Source organism: Pseudomonas sp. W22_MBD1_FP4 (assembly GCF_052113765.1).
Classification (GTDB): Bacteria; Pseudomonadota; Gammaproteobacteria; order Pseudomonadales; family Pseudomonadaceae; genus Aquipseudomonas; species Aquipseudomonas sivasensis.
In genome coordinates, this window is sequence record NZ_JBGQOI010000003.1 from 132,341 (window position 1) to 148,625 (window position 16,285).

Consider the following 16,285-nt stretch of genomic DNA (forward strand, 5'->3'; position numbering starts at 1 on the left):
CTTCCTGTGGTGAGCTGTCTCCCTGTGGTGAGTGTGCTTCCTGTGGTGAGCGGTCTTCCTGTGGTGAGTGTGCTTCTTGTGGTGAGCGGGCTTGCCCCGCGCTGGGCTGCGCAGCAGCCCCACTAGTAGAAGCACCGCAATGCTTCAGGTAAATCGCAGCGGCTGGTTTTGGGGCCGCTGCGCAGCCCAGCGCGGGGCAAGCCCGCTCACCACAGTTATGGTGCTCTCCTTAAGTGTTGTGTCAGCAAAAGTGCTAGGGCATTTGTGAGTGAAGAACGACAGCGCTTACACGTGGTGAGCGGTCTTCCTGTGGTGCTCTTCTTAAGTGTTGTGTCAGCAACAGTGCTTGGGCATTTGTGAGTGAAGAACGACAGCGCTTACGCACTCAGTATTTTCTATCTGACTGATTTTTATAGATAAAAAACCTGGCATGGCCTCTGCAAAGTCTCCTGGTGAACCCTTTCACCAGCCGCCCGCGGAGCCTTGTATGCCTTCCAGCCTTTCCTCGCTTACCCGTTTGATTTGCCTCGGCGTTGCTGTGCTGCTGGGCCACGCTGCCGTCGTCCACGCTGCCGAAGGCGATGATGCCGTGCCGTCCCTGGCCGGTAAGCGCATTGCGGTGAGCATGACCGGCACCAGTCATTATTTCGATATCAAGGCGTTCCAGGCCCAGGTGGATGAGATCAAGCGCCTGGGGGGTACGCCGATCACCCTCGACGCCGGGCGCAATGACAAGAACCTGGTGACCCAACTGCAAACCGTGGTCACCCAGAAGCCCGACGCGGTGATCCAGACCCTCGGCACCCTCAGCGTGATCGACCCGTGGCTCAAGCGCATCAGCAAGGCCGGGATTCCGCTGTTCACCATCGATGCGCCGTCGCAGTACAGCCTCAATAACACCACTTCGGACAACGTCGCCACCGGCAAAGCCCTGGCCGATCAACTGATCAAGGACGCTGGCGGCAAGGGCAAGATTCTGGTGTTCAACGGCTTCTACGGTGTGCCGGTGTGTGCGATTCGTTATGACCAGTTGAAGCTGGCGCTCAAGGATTATCCGCAGCTGGAAATCATCCAGCCCGAGCTGCGCGATGTGATCCCCAATACCGTGCAGGACGCCTACTCCCAAGTGTCGGCGTTGCTCAACAAGTACCCGGCGGGCAGCGTGTCGGCGATCTGGTCGGCCTGGGACATTCCGCAGTTGGGCGCGAGCAAAGCGTTGATCGATGCCAAGCGCACCGAGATCAAGACCTACGGCGTCGATGGCACCCCCGAAGTGCTGGCGCTGCTCGGTCAGGCGAACTCGCCGGTGGGCGCGGTGGTCGCGCAGCAACCGGCGCTGATCGGCAAGACGGCGGTGCAAAACGTGGCGCGCTACCTGGCCGGGCAACGTGACCTGCCTAAGGAAACCCATGTCGCCACCTTGCTGACCACCGCCGGCAACCTGGCACAGGTTCAACAGTTGCGGGGTGACTGATGGCGGCATTGCACCTGCAACACCTGCGCAAGCGCTTTGGCGCCACCCAGGCGCTGGATGATGCGAGCCTTAAGGTCGAGCGCGGCAGTATCCATGGGCTGGTGGGCGAGAACGGCGCGGGCAAGTCGACGTTGATCAAGATACTCGCCGGTATCCACACGGCCGACGCCGGGCAGGTGAGTATCGACGGCCAGGCCTATGCAGCGCTGTCGCCGCGTCAAGTGGACGCATTGGGCGTGCAGTTCATCCATCAGGAACGCCTGCTGCCCGCCAGTTTTACCGTGGGCGAAGCGCTGTTTTTTGGGCATGAGTTGCGCCGGGGGCCGTTTGTGGACCGGCGGCGGCAACAGCGTGAAGCGCAGCGCCTGCTGACGGAATACTTTGACCTGCAACTGCCGCCTGGTGCCTTGGTCGGCGAGTTGAACAGCGCCGAACGCCAGGTACTGCAAATCACCCGGGCGCTGATTCGCCAGCCGAAGATCCTGGTGTTCGACGAGCCCAGCGTGGCGCTGGTCAAGCGCGAGGTCGACCAGTTGCTGCGCATCGTCAAGCGCCTGCGCGACCAGGGGCTGTCGATCCTCTACATCTCCCACTACCTGCAGGAAATCGACAGCCTGTGCGATGACGTCACGGTGCTGCGCAACGGTCGGGATGTGGCGGTGGTGCAGCCACGGCACACGTCGAGCGCAGAGATTGCACGGCTGATGGTCAACCGCGACGTGCAGGAGATGTACCCCAAGGCCAAGGTCGAGTTGGGGGCGCCGCTGTTGCAGGTGCGCGGGCTGAGTCTGGCACGGCGTTATCGGCAAATTGACCTGGAGGTGCGGCGCGGAGAAATCGTCGGCCTCACCGGATTGGTCGGTTCCGGCGCGAAGGAATTGTTCAAGACGCTGTTTGGTGTCGAGCGGGCCGACAGCGGCAGTGTGCATCTGGACGGGCGCTTGCTGCGCCTGCGTTCACCGGGCCAGGCGATTGCCGACGGCATCGCGCTGGTGCCCGAGGAACGGCGTAGTCAGGGCATCTCGCCGGTGTTGTCGGTGCTGGAAAACCTGACACTGGCGGGGCTCTCGCGGTTCAGCCGCTGGGGCTTGCTGAGCCGGCGCAGCGAGCAGACGGAAACCGCGCGGTTGATTGAAGAGCTGGCGATCAAGACGCCTGGGCCTCACGCCGCCGTTAGCCAACTGAGTGGGGGTAATCAGCAGAAAGTCGCCCTGGGTAAATGGCTCAGCCGCCGCTCGGCGGTGTACCTGCTGGATGAGCCCTGTGTGGGCGTGGACGTGGGCGCCAAGGTGGAAATCTATCGCCTGATTGGGCGCCTGGTAGAAGAGGGCGCAGCGGTGTTGGTGCTGTCATCGGATTTGCAGGAATTGCTGGGGATCAGTGATCGAATCCTGGTGCTGCATCGCGGCGAGATTGCGGGTGAATTTCGTGCGGGGGAGGCTGACAGCGATCAGTTGCTCGCCTGTGCTACAGGCGCCGTGCCCGCTGCTGCTGTGCCGGTGCGGGAGGTCGAGCATGCTTGAGGTATTACTGAGACGGGGGTCGGCGGGTGTATTCCTGGCGATTTTGCTGGGGTTTGCCCTGGCGGCGCCGGGGTTTCTGTCGCTGGGCAACGTGGCCAATGTGTTCAGCCAATCAGCGATTCTCGGCGTGCTGGCCTTCGGGTTGACCTGCGTGATTATCGGCGGCGGCTCGAATGTGCTGGCCGGTGGGCTCGACCTGTCGCTGGCGGCCAATCTGGGGTTGTGCGCGGCCGTGTTCAGCCGCCTTAACAATGCCGGGCTGGAGCTTTGGCTCACCCTGCTGCTGACCTTGGGCTGCGGCCTGGCAGTCGGTCTGGTCAACGGCTTGGCCGTGGTGTTGCTGCGCTTGCCGCCGCTGTTGGCCACACTGGCGAGCATGAATGTGCTGGCGGGACTGGAATTGGTGCTGACGGAAAATACCGTGGTTTCCACCGACTCGCCGTTGCTGGACGTGCTCAGCGGCGGCACTTGGCTGGCGGTGCCGGCACTGGCCTGGGTGTTGCTGCTGACGGCCGGGTTGCTGACCCTGTTGGTCCAGCATTCGGCCTACGGCCTGCGCCTGCATGCGGTGGGTGAATATCCCCAGGCGGCGCAAGCAGCGGGCATTCGCGTACGGGCTTATGGGGTGTCGAGTTACGCGCTGTCTGGCCTGTGCGCTGGTGTGGCGGCGTTATGTTCGGCAGCGTTTTTCAGCGGCAGCACCACGGGCTCCGGTGACATGTTGCTGTCGGTGGTGGCGATTGCCTTTCTGGGCGTGGTGTTTTCGCGGCGGCTGGTGGCAAGTATTCCTGGGACGTTGTTGGCGGCGTTGCTGATCGGTTTTCTGATCAATGGATTTCAACTGCTCAACCTGTCGAATTTCTGGGTCAACGGTGTGCAGGGCGTGCTGATCCTGCTGGTGGTGGCCGCGTCCAGCGCATTGAATCGGGGAGCCGGCTCATGAACCCACGCGTTTTACTGCCGTTGACGTTGCCGCTGGTATTCGCGGTGATCGTGTTGGTGTTTGCCTTGCAGGCGCCGGGCTTCCTGAGCGGCGGCAACCTCAAAAGCCTGGTGCTGAATAACTTCGTGCTGCTGGCGATTGTCGCCATCGGCATGACATACGCCGTGGCGGCCGGTGGCATTGACCTGTCAGTGGGCACGGCACTGGATTTCGCCAGTTTCAGTTTTGTGGTGTTGCTCAATGGTGGGCATGGCTGGGCAGTTGCCGCGACCGGGGCGTTGGTCGCGGCCCTGTTGGTCGGTGTGGTGAATGCGGGGTTGATCGCCGGCCTGCGGATCAGTCCATTCCTTGCCACCCTGGGCACGCTGTTTATCGGCACCAGTGCCCAGCAATTGCTCTCGGACGGCGGCCAGCCTATCTACATCAGCCAGGGTGTGAAGCCTGAACTGACCGGCCTTACACCTTTGCTGATCGTGCTGGGACTGGCGTTGTTCTATGGCCTGGTATTGGCGCGCGGACGCCTGGGCCGCGAACTCCTGGCCCAGGGCACCCAGCCGCTGCTGGCGTATTACTCAGGCTTATCGGTGCAGCGAATCGTCACCGTCGTGGCCTTGGCGACTGCCTTGGCCTGTGGTGTGGCGGGGGTGTTGCTCAGTTCGACGGTCAGCGCCTATGTGCCGCTGTCGGGCAATGCGTTTTTGCTCAATGCCATCGGCGCGGTCTTTATCGGCACCACCTTGAGCCGGCAGGGGCGGGCGAATGTTCCCGGAACCCTGCTGGGGGTGTTGTTTATCAACGTGATCGCCAACGGCTTGCTGCTGATCGGCTGGAATTTCTACTGGCAGCAAGTGGCGACCGGCGTGCTGATTTTTGTGGTGCTGGCGTTCAGCTTTGCCAGTCGCCGGTTGCTGGAGTCCCGCTGATCAGAACTGGTACTCAGCACCTGCGCCGGCGTACCACGAGCGGCCCGGTGCCGCTTCGTAGTAGCGACCGTTGCTGTCGCCGACGATGACTGAACCGACGTACTGGCGGTCCAGCAGGTTGTCCAGGCGCAGGGTCTGGTGGAAGGTCCAGTGCTCGACTTTCTGTTCGAAGCGCGCGCGCCAGTTGAACACGCTGTAGCCCGGCGCGGCGTGCTGGCTGTTGGTGTCTTCGACGTAGACCTTGCTGCGGTACATGCCCTCGATGGCGGTGCTCACCCAGTCGCGGGGTTTCCAGTTGAGTTCGGCGAACAGCGTGGTTTGCGGGACGCCAGGGAGGTAGTTGCCCTTATCGACGGCGGTACTGGTGCCGCTGACGAAGTCGCTGTCGTAGGTGGCTTGCAGGCGGGTATAGGCGAGGCTGGTGGTCCAGTGTTCGGCGAGTTGGCTTTCGAGGCCCAGTTCGAAGCCGCGGCGTAGGGTGCGGCCGGCGTTTTGATAGGTGGAACGCCCTCCAACGGATTGCTGTATCACCAGTTCATCTTCGCTCGTGATCTGGAAGACGGCAGCGTTGATGCGTGTGTCTTGGCCAAGTCGTGCTTTCAAACCGACTTCGTACTGCGTGCTGACCGACGGTTTGAGCGCGAAGTTGAAACCGTTTGAGCTGCTGGAGTAGGCCGACTCGGCTTGTGTCGGCGTTTCAAATCCTTTGCCCGCGCTCACATAGCCGTGCAGGTCGGGCGTGAAAGCGTACATCACGCTGACCGATGGGGTGTTCTTCTGGTAGGTCTTGCTGCCGCTGTCGTCGCCGTCGGTACCACTGACGAAGCGGTCGTCCACGTCCATTTTCATAGTGTTGTGACGCAGGCCGGCTTGCAGGGTCCAGTCGCCCAGCAACCAGTTGGCTTGCACGAACGGGTCGAGGCTGGTGGCGGTGTCGGTTTCATCGCGGCCCAAGGCGCCTTTGACGCCTTGCACCCCGTTGACGGTGTTGGAATAACCTTGGCGATCATCCTGGCTGCGATCGTAGTCCAGGCCGGCGATCAGGGTCAGGTCGCCGGGCGCGCTGTTGATAGGTTGCAGCCAGTGGACAGAGCCGCCGTAGAACTTGCGGTCGAACGCTACTACGCCGCCGCGTTTGCCCGCGGGGATAGTGCCTGGAATCGACAAGTACTGAATCACACTCCTACGCCCCGTATAGGCATTTACCTGCAACGTCGCATCGCCGATGTAGCGCTCGTAATTCATCCCCAATTGCTGGTGATCGATGCTTTTGCGCGTGTTGTACGTCAGCGCATTACTGCTCACAGAGCGCGGGTCCGCTTTGTACGCTTCCCACGTTTGCCCCAGCGGGTCCTGAGTGCCGTTCTGTTCCAGGCTGCTGTAGATCAGCGCCAGTTTGCTGTCGTCATCGGGCTGGACATTGAGCTTGGCAAAGGTCTGGTCCCGGCGTGCGCTGCTGTGGTCGCGGTAGCCGTTGGTGTCCATGCGCGAGGCGTCGAGCACAAAACCTGCGCCGTTGGTCGCGCCTTCGGCGCTCAGGTGGTTTTTGTTCAGGCCGTCGCTGCCGATCAGGGTTTCGGCGCCGATACGTGGCGGGCCTTCGCCGTCGCGGGAGAACATCTGGATCACGCCGCCGGCGTTGCTGCCGTACAAGGTGGCGGCCGGTCCGCGCAGCACTTCGATGCGTTCGGCGGTGTCGAGGTTGAATGTGGCCGCCTGGCCCTGGCCATCCGGGGTGCTGGCGGGGATGCCGTCGGCGATCAACTTGATGCCGCGTACGCCAAAGGCCGACCGGGCGCCAAAGCCGCGTGAGGAAATCTGCAGGTCCTGGGCGTAGTTTTGGCGGTTCTGCACCACCAGGCCGGGCACGCGGGAGAGGGCTTCGGAGGCGTTGATACCCAATTGGCCGTCGCTGATCTGTTCGCGGCTGACACTGTCCACCGAGTACGGCAGGTCGAACGTCGGGCTGGCGCTGCGCGAGCCGGTGACCACGCTGGGATCGAGGACCAGGGGCGCATCGTCGGCCAGGGCGGTGGTGCACAGGCCTAGCAGCAGAACGGCAAGGCGAGTGGGGATAATTGGGGTCATGATGAGGCCGGGTCTATGGCGCAACGCGAGTGATTGGCGTAGGCGTAAAAAGTGCGAGTTTAACGATTCAACCCTTGTTTTGCCGAATTCGTTGCAACTGGTCAGAACCGGAAGCGTCCTACGCTAGGCGTCGGTTCCGGATGCCTGAGCCGCGGGTTTCGCAGTGCTAGCTTTTCGCTCCCTGAATTTAAAAGAAGAATTAGATATGCGGACCCCTATCGTGCGGTTGTTGGTGTTGATGGGCATGACGTTAATCATGGGCGGCTGCGGAACGGTCACCACGGTGTTTCGTGGTGATGACGTCACCGTGCGGGAACTCAAGGGGAAAAAAACCTATTGTCAGTCTGTTCCGCGTGTCTACAGCGGCGTGGCGTATGACTTGTGCGTGCTGCATGGGCCGGCGAATTCTGCCGATGGGCTTTCGCTGAACGGAATTCCCTGGGCTGTTCTCGATGTGCCGGTATCCGGTGTTCTCGATACGCTCATCCTGCCCTACACGATCTACCGGCAACGTGCTGACGGGAGTGTTGAGCTTCGCTAACCCCTTGCGGCTAGCAGTTTCCCATCATTTTTAAGCTATAATCCCGCCCTTTAGCTGTTTCCTGCCCAGGTGGGAAGCACACTTTTTTCAGGCGCAACCCGCCTGCATGCAGACTAAAAGAGGCTAGACCCCAGTGGCATTGACGATTCTTGGCCTGTCCGGCGCCCTTAGCCATGATCCTTCCGCAGCCTTGTATATCGACGGCAAGCTGATCGCGGCCGCCGAAGAAGAGCGCTTCGTACGCGACAAACATGCAAAGAACCGCATGCCCTACGAATCGGCGAAGTTCTGCTTGGAACAGGCCGGTATCAAGCCTTCCGACGTTGACGTGGTAGCGATCCCGTTCGCCCCGATCAGCCTGTTCGGCGAGGCACGTTGGCACTACGCCAAGCGTTACTGGTACGCCCCGGACCGCGCCCTCGACGCGATCCTGATGGGCAACCGTCGCTACAAACGCTATCGCAACAAGATCGTCTGGTGCCTGGAGCAACTGGGCTTCGATCCGAAGAAAATCAAGATCGAACCGGTTGAACACCACCTGGCCCACGCTTCCAGCGCCTACCATTGCTCCGGCTTCCAGGAGAAGACCGCGATCCTCGGCATCGACGGCAAGGGTGAGTACGCCACCACGTTCTTCGGCTACGGCGAAAACGGCAAGATCCACAAGATCAAGGAGTTCTACGATCCAGACTCCCTCGGCGGCCTGTACGGCGCGATCACCGAGTTTCTCGGTTTCGAGATGCTCGACGGCGAGTTCAAGGTCATGGGCATGGCGCCGTACGGCGACGCCAGCAAGTACGACTTCTCGCGCCTGGCCTCCTTTGAGAACGGCGAGCTGGTGATCAACACCGACTACGCCAACGTCATCGGCCTGCGCCGGTATAAAGAGAAGGGCAAGGGCTTCTACTTCTCGCCAAAACTGATCGAGTGGCTGGGTCCGAAGCGCGAAGGCGACATCGCCGACGAGCCTTACATCCACTACGCCGCGAGCATGCAAGCGCTGTTCGAGAAACTGGCCTTGCAGATGATCGACCACTATCTGGGCGACATCCTCAAGGACACCGGCAAGCTGGCCTTCGCCGGCGGCTGTGCACTGAACGTCAAGCTGAACCAGAAGATCATTGCCCGCGACGACGTGAAAGAGCTGTTCGTGCAGCCTGCGTCCGGCGATGCCGGCACTGCGGTTGGCGCGGCGGCCTATGTGTCTCACGCCCGTGGTGTGCCGGTGGAGAAGATGGAGCACGTCTACCTCGGCCCGTCCTACAGCAACGAAGAGGTGATTGCTGCGTGCGCCAAGCACGAGAGCAAACCGGTGTGGCGCAAAATCGAAAACATGCCCAAGCGCATTGCCAAGATCATGGTCGATGGCAACCCCGTGGCCTGGTTCCAGGGCCGCATGGAGTTTGGCCCGCGTGCGTTGGGTGGTCGTTCGATCATCGGTTGCCCAAGCGCGACCGGCGTGGCTGACCGCATCAACCACCAGATCAAGTTCCGCGAGCGCTGGAGGCCTTTCTGCCCGTCGATGCTCGACACCGTGGCCCCACAGATGATCAAGGTCGATCACCCGGCGCCGTTCATGACCTTCACCTTTGAAGTGTCGGAAGAATGGAAGACCCGCGTACCGGAAGTGGTCCATGAAGATGGTACTTCCCGCGCCCAGGTCCTCAAGCGCGAATACAACCCGCGCTACTACGACATGATGAAAGAGCTCGAAGTGCTGACCGGCAACGGCGTGTCCCTGAACACCTCGCTCAACCGTCGTGGCGAAGCAATGATCTGCTCGCCGAAAGACGCGCTGGACATGTTCTTCGGCTCCGACCTGCAGTACCTGATCATGGAAGACATCCTGGTCGTCAAAGACGGCGTGGACCCTTATGACGCGCTCGGCTGACCGCCACGTCCTGCAGTTCTGCCATGGCTATGACGGGCCGTTCCTGGACTGCGCACGGCAGTACGCGAGTCTGTTCGCAGGCTCTGGCTACAAAGTGACCACGGTCTTTCTCACCGGGGTCGCTGACCCTGCTGTAGCGGCCGGGTGTGCGTCCGATGAAGTGTTGTTCATGGAATTCAGCTCCAAAGCCATTCGTGGCTTGAAGCTGGGTGCCATCCGTGAACTGCGCAAGATCGCCGCGTCGCGCAATTTCAGCTTTTGTATCGCCCACCGGTTCAAGCCGATCTATATCGCCTTGCTTGGCACGCGGTTGCCGGTCATCGGCGTGCATCACGCGTTCGGTGATTACCTGCGCGGCAGCCGTAAGCTGTTTGCCGGGATCTTTCGCAAGCGCCTGAGCTTGCTGGGGGTTTCCGACGCTGTGCGTGATGACATGCGCCGCTGCCTGCCGGCCTGGCCCGCTGCGCGCATCCAGACGTTGTATAACCGCATTGATGTCGACGCTTTGCAGGCCATCCAGGTGCCTGTGGATGAGGCGCGCGATGCCTTGGGCCTGTCGCCGGATGAGTGGGTGGTCGGCAATGTCGGCCGCCTGCACCCGGATAAAGACCAGGCCACGCTGCTCAAGGGTTTTGCCCTGGCATTGCTGCACTTACCGGCCGAGAGTCGCTTGGCGATCCTCGGTACCGGACGCCTTGAACAAGCGCTCAAGGATCAGGCTCGTGAGCTGGGGATTGCCGACAAGGTGCTGTTCCTCGGCCAGGTGCCGGATGCGCGTCGGTATTTCCGCGCATTCGATGTGTTTGCCCTGAGCTCCGATCACGAACCGTTCGGCATGGTGCTGCTGGAGGCCATGGCAGCCGGCGTACCGTTGCTGGCCACGGCCTGTGGCGGCGCGAAGGAAGTGGTCGAAGGCGTCGGTATTCTGTTTCCCTTCGGCGACGCCGAACATCTCGCGCAGGGGCTGCGGCACCTGGCCGGGATGGATCAGCACCAGCAACGGCAGTGTGCCGAGATGATGCTGGAACGCCTGCGTAAGCGTTTCTCGGATCAGGCGGTACGCGATACCTTCTGGCAACTGCCGCACGTTATTGAACTGACCGCGGGGGCTTGATGCTCAATCGATTTCAAGGCTGGCGCGAGCGCGGCTGGTCCGTCGTCGACGCGCGTGCGTACAACGACGCCTGGCAACGTTTTGGCGGCAGTGTCGCGACCCATCCTCAAGTGATCGAACGTCTGGCCGGGTTGGCCGATATCCCGGTGCGTTACCTGGCCTGGGAGCAGGGCGGTGAACTGCAGGCGTGCATCGCCACCTGGGGCCGCGACCTTGCGTTGTCCAAGGACGTACTCAAACAAAAGGGCAAGAAAGGCCTGTTTGACTTGGGTAACGCCGAGTTGATCCTGCCGGCCGCCGCGAACACCCAGGCGCCGTTGCGCCACCGCGCACGCTACCTGTCGGTCCTGAACGAAGGCCGTTTCAGCGGCCTCAAGCCCCAGGCCGAGCAACTGGCCATGGCCCGCACCCCGGAAGAACTGTCGAAGAAATTCCGCTACAACCAGCGCCGCGAACTGCGTTTGCTCGAAGAGGCAGGCGGTGTCGTGCGCCCGGTCAGTGAGTTTTCCAGTCAGGAATTGGCTGCGATCTACTGCGATCTGTTCCTACGCCGCTGGGGATTTGTCGCCACGGGGGCCGAGCGTATGGCTGAAGTGATCGAGCTGTTGCGCGAGTGGCTGATCGGCTCGGTTATTTTTCTCAACGATGCGCCCATCGCTGTCCAGTTGGTGTACCGGGTCGAATCGCCCGAGTGGATCAGCGTGGAGTACGTCAACGGCGGTGTCGACCCTGAAACCCGCGCGTTCAGCCCGGGCAGCGTCCTGAGTTTCCTCAACACCCAAAGCGCTTGGGAACAGGCGCGTGAAGTCGGCAAGCCGCTGCGCTTTTCCTTCGGGCGTGCCGACCGTGAGTACAAGGACCGTTGGTGCAACCCCGTGCCGGTGCTGACCGTATGAGCCGCAAACAACAATTGCTCAAGCGCCATCGGCGCAACAAACGTGTCGCCGTATTGATCGGCCTGTTGCTGCTGGTGGTGATCGGTGTCTGGGTTGCCTGGTGGCTGCCGCTGGTACTCGGAGTGCTGGCCTGGATCGCCCATGAGGCGTGGTTTGCCGACCATCTGTTTTATGCCCCCAGCGAAGACTATCAATACCGTTTTTCGGCGGAAGCCGAAGTGGCTGGGGTTCGCTTCGAAGGCGGGCAGCTGCGGGTTGATTCACCCCTGCAAGCCGATGCGACCTTGGTATTGGCCATCAAGATCAAGAGCGGTTGGTTAGGTCGCTTTCTGGATCCGGCCGTTGAGATTACAGGCGGTGACAGCACTGATCGCCAGGCTTTCGAGCGCGGTGTGAACGGCATTCGTTATCTCAATCTCAGTGATCTGGCGCCTGCCCTGGCGGCGGGCGAGCTGCGTTTGCGCGGGCGCTTTTGCACGTTGCACGGCGCGCCCCGGTTGTGGGCCTGGGGCAATCCGGAGTATTCAAAACAGCGGGTGATGGTCATCGCGCCCCATGCCGACGACGCCGAGCTGGCCGCTTTTGGCTTATACAGCCAGGCTGAAAAACCGTGGATCGTGACCCTCACCGCCGGTGAAATCGAAGCCGAGCATTATCAGCAAATGGGTCTGGACCCGGTCGAAGCCTCGCGTACCAAGGGCCGCCTGCGCGCCTGGGACAGCATTGCCGTGCCGCTTTGGGCCGGTGTGCCGCAGGCGCATTGCGTGCAGTTGGGCTACTTCTGCCTGCAACTGCCGGCGATGCGCGCAACGCCTGATCAGCCAGTGGCCTCGCGCGAAGCTGAGCTGTCGGATATCCGCCTGTTTCGCCAGTTCAATCCGTTCCCGTTGCCGGCGGATGTTGACGGCCTGCCGACTTGGAACAACCTGCTGGCCGATCTGCGCCAGTTGCTGCTGACGGCACGTCCCGAAGTGATCGTATTGCCGCATCCAGTGCTCGACCCTCACCCAGACCATATCTGCGCGCAGCAAGCGGTGGTCGAGGCGTTGCAAGGGTTGGAATGGCAGCCGACCGTCGTACTGGGTTACGCCAACCATCTGCATGACAACGACCGCTGGCCCATGGGTGACGCGGGCGCCGGTATTGCCTTGCCGCCGCTGTTCGACGATACGCTTGAGCTACGCCCGTGCAGCCTGCCACTGTCGTTGGCGCAGCAGCGTGACAAAGCCATGGCGCTGGGCATGATGCATGACCTGCAGCCCGCTCCGCCGTTCAAGCGTCGTGTGCGCCGCTGGCTGCAGCGGGTGTTGGCGGGCCGGGCGCGGTCGCCTTATGGTGAGAACGAATTTTTCCGCAAGGCCGTACGACGGCATGAGTTGTTCTGGCGTTTGTGAAGGCATTTGTGAAAGGGAAAGTCATGAAAGTTTTATTTCTGGTGCAGAAAGAGCAGCGTGCGATTCTGGATCGCTTGTACGAAGGCATTGCCGAGCACTGCGAGTGTGATACCCGCTGGCTGAGCAGTGCTGAGCAGCGCAACCTGCGCGGGTACTTCAAACGCGAAGTCGACGTGACGCGCTATGACCGCATCGTGTTCTTCCTGCGCTTCAAGCAGGAAATCCGCCAGGCCGGGTTCATCCGTACGATCCCGAATCTGGTGATCCTCGAACACGATGCCTACCAGAACTACATTCCCTGCAAGTACACCGGTAAATTCAGTGCCCACTACCGTCGTTTGCCGTGGGCACGGGTGATCAGCTCGGGCCACATGGTGACCGAGCGCCTGCGTGCCGAAGGCTTTGATGCGGTGTTTGTGCCCAAGGGTTACGACCAGGCGCTGTTGCAGCCCCAGGGGCTTGAGCGCGACATCGAGCTGGCATTTGTCGGCAGCACCAACAGCGTGGCCTATAGCGGACGCAAAGCACTGCTCGATGAGTTGGCACGGGTTGAGCCTTTGGTGGTCACGCGCACCAAGTCGGGTGAAGAGTACTGCGCGACCCTCAACCGGATTCGCTTTTTCGTCAGCGCCGACGTGGGCATGGGCGAGTACATGATCAAGAACTTCGAAGCCATGGCCTGCGGGTGTGTGCTGCTGGCGTTTGACCAAGGGGCTGCGGAGAACGAGGCCCTTGGCTTCAAGGACATGGTCAATGTGGTGTTCTACAAGGACATTCCACAGTTGCAGCAAAAGCTCTCGCAACTGCGCGCCAACCCGCAACTCGCTGCTGAGATTGCGCGCAACGGGCAAGACCTCGCCGTCAGCCAGTTCAGCTTTGCGCGCATCGGGCAGCGTATTGTCGAAGCCCTGAAGCCGCCGTTGCGGCCGCGTGCTCCACTGAGTTTGCTGGAAACGCTGCGCCTGAAACTGGGCGTGTGACATCGGACGCATGGCAGCCAATGATGGCTAAACAACCTATCGAGACTTGAATGCAATTCTCCGATCAGAGCGACATAACCCTCGTCGTGACCAGTTGCGGCCGCTTCGATTTGTTGAAGCGTACGCTTGAGAGCTTCGACCTGTTCAATACCGCAGACATACGCGAAGTCTTCATTACTGAAGACTCTGGCGATGAAGCGGTACGTCTCGCGATTCCCGAGCACTGGCACAGTCATTGCACTTTTTTGATCAACCGTCCGAAGCTTGGGCAACTGGCTTCCATCGACCTGGCCTATGGATCGGTCAAAACCCCCTACATCTTCCATTGCGAAGATGACTGGGCGTTTTACCGGCCTGGGTTTGTCGAAGATTCCAAGGTGGTGCTGGAGCAGCGTCCCGATATCCTGCAAGTCTGGTTGCGTAACTTTGTCTACGATTTGCAGGTGCACAGCCCCTATATCCACCGTGGGCCACGCGAGGTGATTGGTGGCGTACCGTGTTATCCGTTGTTGTCTGAGAAACCTGAATGGCAGGGGTTTTCTCTCAACCCCGGCCTGCGGCGTATCAAGGAATACTGGTTGTGCGCACCTTACGCCGGGTTCGAGGGTGAGAAGGGGCTTTCCAAGCGGTACGCCCAGTTGAATCTGCCTGCCGTTACCCTGGAAGGCGATGCGGTGTTGCACACTGGCTTTGGCTTGCATGTGTCGACATCAGAAGAGCGCGCGACCAAAGCACGGCGTAAGCGCAGAGAGCGGGTGAAGCTGGCAGTCATGCTGAGCCTGGGGCTGGTTATCGGGTGGGCGATTCCCTGGTAATTCCAACACGCGACAACAACGCCTCATAAGGTTTTGCGATGAGTATTCTCAACATCATGTGGGCCGGTGGTTCTGCATTTGCTTCGGTGCAGAAGGTTCATCGGCAGATACTGTCCCGCGCCGACAGCGGCGTACCGATTCACACCTGGTTGCTTCAAGGCAGTGCTGATTCGAGTGACGGCCTGGTTGAACAGGCCGTGGAGTGGAACCTCTCGTCCGCCAGGCTCAAGGGGCGGCACCTCTGGAAATGGTTGATGCCCTTGATGCGTGCACGCTTCCAGAAGGCCCTGCCTGAGGATGTACAGGTTGTGCTTCTTGATGGGGTCGGTGTTGCGCGGGTGCTTTTGCCCGTGCTCAAGCGTTTACCGAACGTGCGTGCGGTGGTGATTTTTCATGGTGCCACGCGCTTGCGGCGTGCAGATCAACAGTTGTTCGATCAATTCCCGGCGTCCCAACTGACGCTGACGGCCGTCTCGAAAACCCTCGCACACTCGCTGGAGCGTTCTCTGCAACGGCCAGTGACGGTGCTGCGCAGCGCCTTTGATCCGGCCGTTTTTCGCGCTGCGGCGCTTTCCCGTGAGCAGGCGCGATCCCGTCTGGGCTTGCCGTTGTCTGGCACGCCCGTAGTGGGTGCGGTTGGTCGACTGGTAGACGGCAAGGGGTTTGCCTGTTTGTTGGAGGCCTTTGCCCGTGCGGCGGCTGATCAGCCCGATGCGCGCCTGGTGATCCTCGGCGAAGGGCCAGCGAGGCCCGGGCTTGAGGCACGTATCGCAGCGCTTGGCTTGCAGGACCAAGTGTCGCTGCCTGGGCATCTGCCTGATGCGGCCAGCCTTTACCGGGCGTTTGACTGGGTTGCCATCCCTTCGACGGAAGAAGGCCTGGGGTTGATTCTGCAAGAGGCGGTGATGGTCGGCGTGCCTGTACTGACCAGTGAACTGGCAGTGTTCCGCGAGCAACTGGGGGATGCCGGTTGGTACGCCCCGGCAGACAATGCCGCGTTTTGGGGCGAGCTCCTGACCCGCGCGTTCGCGAGTTCGGGTGAGGAGGTTGTCGAGGCTCAGTCGCGGGCGTTGGCGCCGGAGCAAGCCTGGAATGAATTCAGTGAAACCACCCGGCGTCTGTTCTCATGCACCTAGCAGCGCTTGCTCCAGTGCCTGCATTGGAAAGCGTTCGTTCAGCTTCTCGCGCGCAATATAGCGGGCGAAATGCTGCAGGTTGCGCCGCGCCAGTGCCGGGCTCAACGGCGCGCGCAGGAAGCGCATGTCTGCTACGTCGATCAGGCCCATCTGGTTGTCCGGCGTGACGACGATGTTGCCCAGGTGCAGGGAGCGAAAGTAGATGCCGGCAGTGTGCAAGCGGCGAATCAGCGCCACCAGCGGGTCCAGGTTCTGCTCCCAGTCAAAGCCTTCTTTGTTGGCAATCTGGCGCAGTGTCTCGCCCGGCAGCGGGCTATACAGCACAGCGGTCATGCCTGCAGCGTCCAGTTGGAAGTACTCAAGGACGGTCAGGGTTGGAATACCGCGTTCTTGCAGCTTGACCGCGTTATCGATGAAGCGCTTGGAGTAGGGGCGCAACAGTGCCGACGAAAAAAAACGTTTACGACGAAACAGTTTAAGAATGTTCCCGTTCGTCAGCAGGTAGACTTTGGGCCCGTAGCTGTCCTTTTCCAGGATTCTGGCGCCTTCAATCATCGTGTTTAGCGT

At 61.1% G+C, this 16,285-nt stretch carries 14 protein-coding genes; 12 read left to right on the forward strand and 2 right to left on the reverse strand.

All coding sequences use genetic code 11. The annotated features are described in order from the left end of the window. The first annotated feature begins 487 nt into the window (after positions 1 to 487). The 4 genes from ACEN2T_RS05745 to ACEN2T_RS05760 are packed head-to-tail and all read left to right on the forward strand — an operon-like array spanning position 488 to position 4,863. The gene (locus ACEN2T_RS05745; protein WP_032890384.1) at positions 488 to 1,474 is read left to right on the forward strand and encodes a sugar ABC transporter substrate-binding protein; all 987 of its coding nucleotides are present in this window, start codon (positions 488 to 490) and stop codon (positions 1,472 to 1,474) included. Then, positions 1,474 to 2,997 (forward strand): sugar ABC transporter ATP-binding protein, encoded by a 1,524-nt coding sequence (locus tag ACEN2T_RS05750; protein WP_339483407.1) that lies wholly within the window; start codon positions 1,474 to 1,476, stop codon positions 2,995 to 2,997. Before ACEN2T_RS05745 ends, ACEN2T_RS05750 begins: the two co-directional genes overlap by 1 nt. Continuing rightward, on the forward strand, positions 2,990 to 3,940 hold the full coding sequence (locus ACEN2T_RS05755) for an ABC transporter permease (RefSeq protein ID WP_442116437.1): 951 nt from the start codon (positions 2,990 to 2,992) through the stop codon (positions 3,938 to 3,940). Before ACEN2T_RS05750 ends, ACEN2T_RS05755 begins: the two co-directional genes overlap by 8 nt. After that, the gene (locus ACEN2T_RS05760) at positions 3,937 to 4,863 is read left to right on the forward strand and encodes an ABC transporter permease (protein ID WP_095186092.1); all 927 of its coding nucleotides are present in this window, start codon (positions 3,937 to 3,939) and stop codon (positions 4,861 to 4,863) included. The genes ACEN2T_RS05755 and ACEN2T_RS05760 overlap by 4 nt, the downstream gene beginning before the upstream one ends. On the opposite strand, the gene ACEN2T_RS05765 is transcribed toward ACEN2T_RS05760, so the two are convergent. Next, on the reverse strand, positions 4,864 to 6,951 hold the full coding sequence (locus ACEN2T_RS05765) for a TonB-dependent receptor family protein (RefSeq protein WP_095186091.1): 2,088 nt from the start codon (positions 6,949 to 6,951) through the stop codon (positions 4,864 to 4,866). Between the two features lie 205 nt (positions 6,952 to 7,156). Here ACEN2T_RS05765 and ACEN2T_RS05770 point away from each other — a divergent pair, with 205 nt between their 5' ends. From ACEN2T_RS05770 to ACEN2T_RS05805, 8 genes are all read left to right on the forward strand, one after another. Beyond that, positions 7,157 to 7,492 (forward strand): YceK/YidQ family lipoprotein, encoded by a 336-nt coding sequence (locus ACEN2T_RS05770; protein WP_442116438.1) that lies wholly within the window; start codon positions 7,157 to 7,159, stop codon positions 7,490 to 7,492. Between the two features lie 133 nt (positions 7,493 to 7,625). Continuing rightward, positions 7,626 to 9,383: a carbamoyltransferase family protein gene (locus tag ACEN2T_RS05775; protein ID WP_095186089.1), complete on the forward strand. Its 1,758-nt coding sequence runs from the start codon at positions 7,626 to 7,628 to the stop codon at positions 9,381 to 9,383. Further along, positions 9,367 to 10,497 (forward strand): glycosyltransferase, encoded by a 1,131-nt coding sequence (locus ACEN2T_RS05780; RefSeq protein ID WP_442116439.1) that lies wholly within the window; start codon positions 9,367 to 9,369, stop codon positions 10,495 to 10,497. The genes ACEN2T_RS05775 and ACEN2T_RS05780 overlap by 17 nt, the downstream gene beginning before the upstream one ends. After that, positions 10,497 to 11,393 (forward strand): antimicrobial resistance protein Mig-14, encoded by an 897-nt coding sequence (locus ACEN2T_RS05785; RefSeq protein WP_032890397.1) that lies wholly within the window; start codon positions 10,497 to 10,499, stop codon positions 11,391 to 11,393. The genes ACEN2T_RS05780 and ACEN2T_RS05785 overlap by 1 nt, the downstream gene beginning before the upstream one ends. Then, complete coding sequence (locus ACEN2T_RS05790) at positions 11,390 to 12,787, forward strand: PIG-L deacetylase family protein (protein WP_442116440.1); 1,398 nt, start codon at positions 11,390 to 11,392, stop codon at positions 12,785 to 12,787. Before ACEN2T_RS05785 ends, ACEN2T_RS05790 begins: the two co-directional genes overlap by 4 nt. Positions 12,788 to 12,810: 23 nt before the next feature. Further along, complete coding sequence (locus ACEN2T_RS05795; protein ID WP_122753857.1) at positions 12,811 to 13,767, forward strand: glycosyltransferase family protein; 957 nt, start codon at positions 12,811 to 12,813, stop codon at positions 13,765 to 13,767. Between the two features lie 50 nt (positions 13,768 to 13,817). Beyond that, complete coding sequence (locus ACEN2T_RS05800) at positions 13,818 to 14,582, forward strand: glycosyltransferase family 2 protein (RefSeq protein ID WP_099602047.1); 765 nt, start codon at positions 13,818 to 13,820, stop codon at positions 14,580 to 14,582. A 38-nt stretch (positions 14,583 to 14,620) separates the two neighbouring features. Further along, positions 14,621 to 15,718 carry a glycosyltransferase gene (locus ACEN2T_RS05805; RefSeq protein WP_442116441.1) on the forward strand — a complete coding sequence of 366 codons (1,098 nt, stop codon included), beginning with the start codon at positions 14,621 to 14,623 and terminating at the stop codon, positions 15,716 to 15,718. On the opposite strand, the gene ACEN2T_RS05810 is transcribed toward ACEN2T_RS05805, so the two are convergent. Continuing rightward, a complete protein-coding gene (locus ACEN2T_RS05810; RefSeq protein WP_442116442.1) occupies positions 15,707 to 16,273 on the reverse strand; it encodes a toluene tolerance protein in 567 nt (188 codons plus the stop codon). The genes ACEN2T_RS05805 and ACEN2T_RS05810 overlap by 12 nt on opposite strands. Between the last annotated feature and the right edge of the window lie 12 nt (positions 16,274 to 16,285).

What these genes read in the sequence shown, in the direction of transcription:
- ACEN2T_RS05750 (WP_339483407.1), top strand. Translation starts at nt 1,474, where the DNA reads ATGGCGGCATTGCACCTGCAACACCTGCGCAAGCGCTTTGGCGCCACC.
- ACEN2T_RS05790 (WP_442116440.1), top strand. Translation starts at nt 11,390, where the DNA reads ATGAGCCGCAAACAACAATTGCTCAAGCGCCATCGGCGCAACAAACGT.
- ACEN2T_RS05810 (WP_442116442.1), bottom strand. Translation starts at nt 16,273, where the DNA reads ATGATTGAAGGCGCCAGAATCCTGGAAAAGGACAGCTACGGGCCCAAA.
- ACEN2T_RS05745 (WP_032890384.1), top strand. Translation starts at nt 488, where the DNA reads ATGCCTTCCAGCCTTTCCTCGCTTACCCGTTTGATTTGCCTCGGCGTT.
- ACEN2T_RS05760 (WP_095186092.1), top strand. Translation starts at nt 3,937, where the DNA reads ATGAACCCACGCGTTTTACTGCCGTTGACGTTGCCGCTGGTATTCGCG.
- ACEN2T_RS05765 (WP_095186091.1), bottom strand. Translation starts at nt 6,951, where the DNA reads ATGACCCCAATTATCCCCACTCGCCTTGCCGTTCTGCTGCTAGGCCTG.
- ACEN2T_RS05785 (WP_032890397.1), top strand. Translation starts at nt 10,497, where the DNA reads ATGCTCAATCGATTTCAAGGCTGGCGCGAGCGCGGCTGGTCCGTCGTC.
- ACEN2T_RS05770 (WP_442116438.1), top strand. Translation starts at nt 7,157, where the DNA reads ATGCGGACCCCTATCGTGCGGTTGTTGGTGTTGATGGGCATGACGTTA.
- ACEN2T_RS05805 (WP_442116441.1), top strand. Translation starts at nt 14,621, where the DNA reads ATGAGTATTCTCAACATCATGTGGGCCGGTGGTTCTGCATTTGCTTCG.
- ACEN2T_RS05795 (WP_122753857.1), top strand. Translation starts at nt 12,811, where the DNA reads ATGAAAGTTTTATTTCTGGTGCAGAAAGAGCAGCGTGCGATTCTGGAT.
- ACEN2T_RS05800 (WP_099602047.1), top strand. Translation starts at nt 13,818, where the DNA reads ATGCAATTCTCCGATCAGAGCGACATAACCCTCGTCGTGACCAGTTGC.
- ACEN2T_RS05780 (WP_442116439.1), top strand. Translation starts at nt 9,367, where the DNA reads ATGACGCGCTCGGCTGACCGCCACGTCCTGCAGTTCTGCCATGGCTAT.
- ACEN2T_RS05755 (WP_442116437.1), top strand. Translation starts at nt 2,990, where the DNA reads ATGCTTGAGGTATTACTGAGACGGGGGTCGGCGGGTGTATTCCTGGCG.